Source organism: Dietzia sp. DQ11-38-2, from assembly GCF_014145055.1.
Taxonomy (GTDB): domain Bacteria; phylum Actinomycetota; class Actinomycetes; order Mycobacteriales; family Mycobacteriaceae; genus Dietzia.
On sequence record NZ_JAALDW010000495.1, the window covers coordinates 8,624 to 15,443 of the forward strand.

Below are 6,820 nucleotides of genomic sequence, written 5' to 3' on the forward strand. Positions count from 1 at the left end.
CTGCGGCTCGGCGGCGACGCCGTTCCGGCCGTGGCAGGGGCCTTGCGGGGGTTCGGTATCGGGTGAGTGCCCGCGGCGGGTGGCCCACGCCGACCGTCCCTCAGGCCGCATCCCCTACACCGCATCCCCTACACCGCAGCCCCTACACCGGAGGTCCCATGTCCGACGCCGACGCCGCACTACACGATGCGCTCGAGTCCGTGGTAGCCCGAAATCCCGGGCAGAAGCTCTTCCGGCAGGCCGTGCACGAGGTGCTCGAGTCTCTCGCCCCCGTGGTCAGGCAGCATCCGGAGTACGTCGAGGGCGGGATCCTCGCGCGGATCGTCGAGCCGGAACGCGTGGTGTCCTTCCGGGTGCCGTGGGTGGACGACTCGGGAACGATCCGGGTTCAGCGTGGTTTCCGGGTCCAGTTCAGCTCGGACCTGGGTCCGTACAAGGGTGGCCTGCGGTTCCACCGGTCCGTTGACGAGGACACCCTGAAGTTCCTCGGCTTCGAGCAGGTCTTCAAGAACGCGCTCACCGGCCTGGACCTGGGCGGCGGCAAGGGCGGCTCGGACTTCGACCCCCACGGCCGGAGTGACGGCGAGGTCATGCGCTTCTGTCAGTCGTTCATGGCCGAGCTCGCCCATCACATCGGGGCGGATCTCGACGTCCCCGCCGGGGACATCGGCGTGGGCGCCCGCGAGATCGGCTACCTGTACGGCCAGTACCGCAAGGTCACCGGCCGGAACGAGGCGGGAGTGATCACCGGCAAGTCGGTCGCCTACGGAGGGTCGTGGGCCAGGACCGAGGCCACCGGGTACGGGCTCGTCTACTACGTCCGTGAGATGCTCCGCGAGTCCGACTTCGGCCTCGACGGGGCGCGGGTGGTCGTGTCCGGTTCCGGCAACGTCGCCCTGTACGCGGCAAGGAAGGCGACACAGCTGGGAGCCACGGTCGTGGCCTGTTCGGACAGCTCCGGTTACGTGGTCGACGAGAAGGGCCTTGACCTGGACCTGCTCGCCGACGTCAAGGACGTGCGGCGGGAGAGGCTCTCGGTCTACGCGCGGGAGCGGGGCGATTGCGAGTTCGTCGAGGGGCGCCCGGTGTGGGAGGTGACGTGCGACATCGCACTTCCCTGCGCGACCCAGAACGAACTCGACGGCGACTCCGCGCGGACCCTGGCCGCGAACGGGTGCCGGCTCGTGGCCGAGGGCGCCAACATGCCCTGCACCGAAGAGGCCGTCGAGGTGATACACGACACGGGTATCCTGTTCGGCCCCGCCAAGGCCGCGAACGCCGGCGGTGTCGCCACCAGTGGGCTCGAGATGCGGCAGAACGCGGGCCGACTGCAGTGGGACTTCGAGCGCGTCGATTCGGAACTCGACCGCATCATGACCAGCATCCACGCCACCACGGCCGCCACCGCCGAGGAGTACGGGAAGCCCGGCGACCTGGCGGCCGGGGCGAACATCGCCGCCTTCCGCCGCGTCGCGGACGCGATGCTCGCGCAGGGCGTCATCTAGTTGTCAGTACATGGAGCCGGTACCGCCCCCGTCCACTGTTTGAGTCGGGCAGACTCATGTTGTGCTGTGATCTGAATCACAACGGGAATCGATCGGCCGGGGCGGTAGTTGTACGGAGCGTCAAACCTCAGCGAGTCCGACTCAACTTGGGTTGACGGCATCCACTCGGAGAGGCAGTGTGGTGTCACTGATCCGAGCCTTGAGCCGGGTCTGCTTAACAACGGAGTTTCGGACCACCCCCGTCCGCGGTCGAGTACGCGGAGAGAAGGAGAACATCATGGGACGTGCAGTCGGTATCGACCTCGGCACCACCAATTCCTGCGTCGCCGTCCTCGAGGGCGGCGAGGCCAACGTGATCGCCAACGCCGAGGGGTCACGCACGACCCCGTCGGTCGTGGCGTTCGCCAAGAACGGCGAGGTCCTCGTGGGCCAGCCCGCCAAGAACCAGGCGGTCACGAACGTCGACCGCACCATCCGCTCGGTCAAGCGCCACATCGGCACGGACTGGAAGTCGGCCTCGATCGACGACAAGAACTACACCCCGCAGGAGATCAGCGCGCGCACGCTGCAGAAGCTCAAGCGCGACGCGGAGTCCTACCTCGGTGAGGACGTGACGGACGCGGTCATCACCGTGCCCGCGTACTTCAACGACGCCCAGCGTCAGGCCACCAAGGACGCCGGCCAGATCGCCGGCCTCAACGTTCTGCGCATCGTCAACGAGCCCACCGCGGCCGCTCTGGCCTACGGACTGGACAAGGGCGACAAGGAGCAGACCATCCTGGTCTTCGACCTCGGTGGCGGCACCTTCGACGTCTCCCTGCTCGACATCGGCGACGGCGTCGTCGAGGTCCGCGCGACGTCCGGCGACAACCACCTCGGCGGCGACGACTGGGACCAGCGGATCGTCGACTGGCTGGTCGACAAGTTCAAGGCACAGAACGGCATCGACCTCACCAAGGACAAGATGGCGCTCCAGCGCCTGCGTGAGGCCGCCGAGAAGGCGAAGATCGAGCTGTCCAGCGGACAGTCCACCTCGATCAACCTGCCCTACATCACGGTCGACGCGGACAAGAACCCTCTCTTCCTCGACGAGACGCTGACGCGCTCGGAGTTCCAGAAGATCACCCAGGACCTGCTCGACCGCTGCCGTCAACCGTTCCAGGCCGTCATCAAGGACGCCGGGATCTCGATCTCGTCGATCGACCACGTGGTTCTGGTCGGCGGTTCGACCCGTATGCCGGCGGTGACCGACCTGGTCAAGGAACTCACCGGGGGCAAGGAGCCCAACAAGGGCGTCAACCCGGACGAGGTCGTGGCCGTCGGTGCCGCGCTGCAGGCCGGCGTCCTCCGCGGCGAGGTCAAGGACGTGCTCCTGCTCGACGTGACCCCGCTGTCGCTGGGCATCGAGACCAAGGGCGGCGTGATGACCAAGCTCATCGAGCGCAACACCACCATCCCCACCAAGCGGTCCGAGACCTTCACCACGGCGGACGACAACCAGCCGTCGGTGCAGATCCAGGTGTTCCAGGGTGAGCGCGAGATGGCCGCGCAGAACAAGCTGCTCGGCTCGTTCGAGCTCGCCGGAATCGCCCCCGCGCCGCGCGGGGTGCCGCAGATCGAGGTCACCTTCGACATCGACGCCAACGGCATCGTCCACGTGACCGCCAAGGACAAGGGAACCGGCAAGGAGAACACGATCATCATCCAGGAGGGCTCGGGCCTGTCCAAGGAGGAGATCGACCAGATGATCAAGGACGCCGAGGCCCACGCGGAGGAGGACCACAAGCGCCGCGAGGAGGCGGACGCCCGCAACCAGGCCGAGTCCACGATCTACCAGACGGAGAAGTTCGTCTCGGAGAACGAGGACAAGGTCCCTGCGGACAAGAAGGAGTCCCTCCAGGCCGCGATCGCCGAGGCCAAGTCCGCCCTCGAGGGTTCGGACGTCGACGCCATCAAGGCCGCCGTGGAAAAGGTCAACACCGAGGCCCAGGCCGTCGGCCAGGCCATCTACGAGGCCGCCGCGGCCGAGGGTGCCGAGGCCGCAGACCCCGGCTCCGCGGGCTCCGCCGACGACGACGTCGTCGACGCCGAGGTCGTGGACGAGGACGAGCCGAAGGAGGGCGACAAGTGACGGAGGTGACCGGAGTGCCCGATCCCGGCGACCCGGAGGCCACCGACGAGGAGGCCGTGGACGAGAAGTACGTCCAGGACGCCCCCGTCGCCCCCGAGGCCGAGATCGTGGCAGAAGGCGCGGCCGACGTCGCTCCCGACGAGGTCGAGGCCGCGGCAGAAGACGACGAGACAGTCAGGGGTGAGTTCCAGTGACCACGCCACACGCTGACGGTCCGGAGACGGACAAGGCCGCCTGGGCCGGTGGTGACGCCGAGGACGTGGCCGCCGCCCGGGCTGTGGACGAGGAGTCCGGCGCCGCGGCCCCGGAGGCCGTGGAAGGGGAGATCGTCGAGGACGATCCCGCCCCGTCCGCCGATGGTGGCGCCGACGAGGGCGCCGGTGATCCGTCGTCACAGGATGCTTCGGCCGCTCTGCAGGCCCAGCTCGATGAGCGGACGGCGGACCTGCAGCGCGTGTCGGCGGAGTTCGCCAACTACCGCCGCCGCGTCGAGCGGGACCGCCAGGCCATCATCGACACCGCCAAGGGGTCGGTCCTCGCCGAGCTCCTGACGATCGTCGACGACCTGGAGCGGGCACGCGCGCACGGGGATCTGGAGGAGGGGCCGCTCAAGGCCTTCGCCGACAGGGTCCACGCCTTGCTGGCCTCCCAGGGGGTCGAGTCCTTCGGCGAGGAAGGCGATGCGTTCGACCCGGCCGTGCACGAGGCCGTGCAGGACGAGTCGGAGGGTTCCGAGCCCGTGCTGGGCACGATCCTGCGCAAGGGCTACCGCCACGGTGAGCGGACCCTGCGATCGGCGATGGTCACCGTCCGCTGACCTGTTCCGACCCACCGCCGGTGTGCGGTCACCCGCACACCGGCGGTCGAGGTGGAGAATGAGTACTCGAGATCTGTCAGACCCGATCAAGGAAGGAGGCGTCTGGTGAGTCAGCGCGAATGGGTCGAGAAGGACTACTACGCCGAGCTGGGCGTCTCCAAGAACGCCACGGCGGACGAGATCCGCAAGGCATACCGCAAGCTCGCGAGCGACAACCACCCGGACAAGAACCCGGGGAACGCGGCCGCCGAGGAGAAGTTCAAGCGGGTCGGCGAGGCCAACAGCGTCATCGGCGACCCCGCCAAACGTAAGGAGTACGACGAGTTCCGGGCGCAGGTCTCCTCCGGAGGGTTCGGTGGCTTCGCGCCCCCGGGGGGCGGCAGGTTCACCACGACCAGCGGCGACTTCGACATCGGCGACCTCTTCGGAGGTGCGGCCGGGGCCGGCGGCGCCGGGGGATCCGGTGGTTTCTCCGACCTCTTCGGTGGCCTGTTCACCCAGAGCCGTGGCGGCGGCGCCCCCGGCGCGGGTCGGGGCCGGGCGCAGCGACCGCAGGGCGGGCAGGACGTCGAGACCTCTCTCACCCTGTCGTTCCGCGAGGCCGCACTGGGCGAGACCGTGCAGATCAGGCTCTCGTCCGCCTCGCCCTGCCTGACCTGTCACGGCAGCGGTGCCCGCCCTGGCACCAGCCCCAAGGTGTGCAGCACCTGTCACGGGGCAGGGGTCACCCAGCGCTCCCAGGGCGCGTTCAGTTTCGCAGAACCCTGCACGGACTGCGGCGGCACCGGATCCAAGATCGACGACCCGTGCCCGGACTGTTCGGGCAGCGGCGTCACCGACCGCGCCCGCACGATCAACGTCAAGGTGCCCGCCGGGGTCCAGGACGGTCAACGCATCCGGCTCTCGGGTCAGGGGGAGGCCGGGTTCCGCGGGGCCCCGTCGGGCGACCTGTACGTCACGGTCACCGTGTCGAAGGACGCCGTGTTCGACCGTGACGGCGCGGACCTGCTGGTGGAGCTCCCGGTCTCCTATCCCGAGCTCGTCCGCGGCGCCCAGGTGTCGGTGCCCACGCTCACCGGACGGGTGACGGTCAAGATCCCGGCCGGGTCCAGGGACGGGCAGATCCTGCGGGTCCGCGGTCGCGGAATCGCACGCAAGACCGGGACCGGTGACCTCAAGGTCACGCTCCGGGTGGCGACGCCCCCCGCCGGGATGGCCGAGGCCGAGCTCGCAGCCTATGACGAGGCGTTGCGGGCGGCGGGCTTCGATCCACGGTCTGGCTGGGCCGGGTCGGCATGAGCCCCCGGCGGGACGTGGGGGACCTGGCCCCGGACGACAGCGTCCTGGTGATCTCCGTGGCCGCCGAGCTGTCGGGCCTGCACGCCCAGACCCTGCGCACCTACGACCGACTGGGGATCGTCACGCCCGAACGCACCAGCGGTGGCGGCCGGCGTTACTCCCTGCGCGACGTGGCGATGCTGCGCGAGGTGCAGCGACTCAGCCAGGACGAGGGCGTGAACCTCGCCGGCATCAAACGCATCATCCAGCTCACCAACCAGGTCGACGCCCTCCAGTCCCGGGTCCGCGAGTTGACCGACGAACTCGCGGAGCTCCGTTCCGGTTCGGGCCGGGGACGCGTCGGCGGTGAACTGGTCCACGTGCCGCGCTCGACCTCGGTCGTGGTCTGGCGACCCCGCCACCAGCGCGGGGACCACTGACGTCCGATCCGGTGGATGATGAACGAATTGTCCTAGGATAGGCTTACCTCTTACAGTGGTCCGGTGACGATCGAGCAGGTGGGCCACACCCGACGGGTGGGCGGGCTGGCGGGGCCTCTCGCCGCCCGTGGCCGTGCGGTGGCCGTGATCAGCGACGACACCACCCTCACCTACACCGATCTCGCCCTCCGGGTCGCCGCCCGCGCAGCCGAGTATCCGTCGCTCGACTCCGGACGACGGATGGTCGGCCTGATCGGGGGCAACACCACCGACTTCCTCATCGACTATCTCGCCGCGCACGAGGCGGGCCACGTCGTCCTGCTCCTGCCGCCGGAGAGCGCGGCCACGCGGGCTCTCGTCGAGTCGTGGACCCCGGACGTCCTCGCGGGCGCGGGTCAGTCGATCCCGGCGTCCGCGCACCACACCCCGCCGCGGCACGACCTGCACCCGGACCTGGCGCTGCTGCTCAGCACCTCGGGGTCCACCGGGTCGCCGAAACTCGTCCGGCAGGCGCGCCGGGCCGTGCTGTCGAATGCCGCGGCGATCGCCGAGTACCTGCGCATCGAGCCCGCTGATCGCGCCATCACCACCCTCCCCCCGCACTACTGTTACGGGCTGTCGGTGATCCACAGCCACCTGCTCGCAGGCG

General features: G+C 69.3%; 7 protein-coding genes. All 7 read left to right on the plus strand.

What is annotated here, in order from left to right; all coding sequences use genetic code 11:
* Window positions 1-158 precede the first annotated feature (158 nt).
* Window positions 159-1,505 carry an NADP-specific glutamate dehydrogenase gene (gene gdhA, locus G6026_RS15500; protein ID WP_182613700.1) on the plus strand — a complete coding sequence of 449 codons (1,347 nt, stop codon included), beginning with the start codon at window positions 159-161 and terminating at the stop codon, window positions 1,503-1,505.
* A 277-nt stretch (window positions 1,506-1,782) separates the two neighbouring features.
* A complete protein-coding gene (gene dnaK / locus G6026_RS15505) occupies window positions 1,783-3,636 on the plus strand; it encodes a molecular chaperone DnaK (RefSeq protein ID WP_107757473.1) in 1,854 nt (617 codons plus the stop codon).
* Window positions 3,633-3,830 (plus strand): hypothetical protein, encoded by a 198-nt coding sequence (locus G6026_RS15510; RefSeq protein WP_017838418.1) that lies wholly within the window; start codon window positions 3,633-3,635, stop codon window positions 3,828-3,830. The genes dnaK and G6026_RS15510 overlap by 4 nt, the downstream gene beginning before the upstream one ends.
* Window positions 3,827-4,453: a nucleotide exchange factor GrpE gene (gene grpE / locus G6026_RS15515; protein WP_107757472.1), complete on the plus strand. Its 627-nt coding sequence runs from the start codon at window positions 3,827-3,829 to the stop codon at window positions 4,451-4,453. The genes G6026_RS15510 and grpE overlap by 4 nt, the downstream gene beginning before the upstream one ends.
* Window positions 4,454-4,558: 105 nt before the next feature.
* Entirely contained in the window at window positions 4,559-5,752 is a 1,194-nt protein-coding gene (gene dnaJ / locus G6026_RS15520; protein ID WP_107757471.1) for a molecular chaperone DnaJ, read from the plus strand.
* Window positions 5,749-6,171: a MerR family transcriptional regulator gene (locus G6026_RS15525; protein WP_107757470.1), complete on the plus strand. Its 423-nt coding sequence runs from the start codon at window positions 5,749-5,751 to the stop codon at window positions 6,169-6,171. The genes dnaJ and G6026_RS15525 overlap by 4 nt, the downstream gene beginning before the upstream one ends.
* Before the next feature lie 63 nt (window positions 6,172-6,234).
* Window positions 6,235-6,820, plus strand: a 586-nt coding sequence (locus G6026_RS15530) for an AMP-binding protein (protein ID WP_194307645.1), incomplete at its 3' end; no start/stop codon positions are given.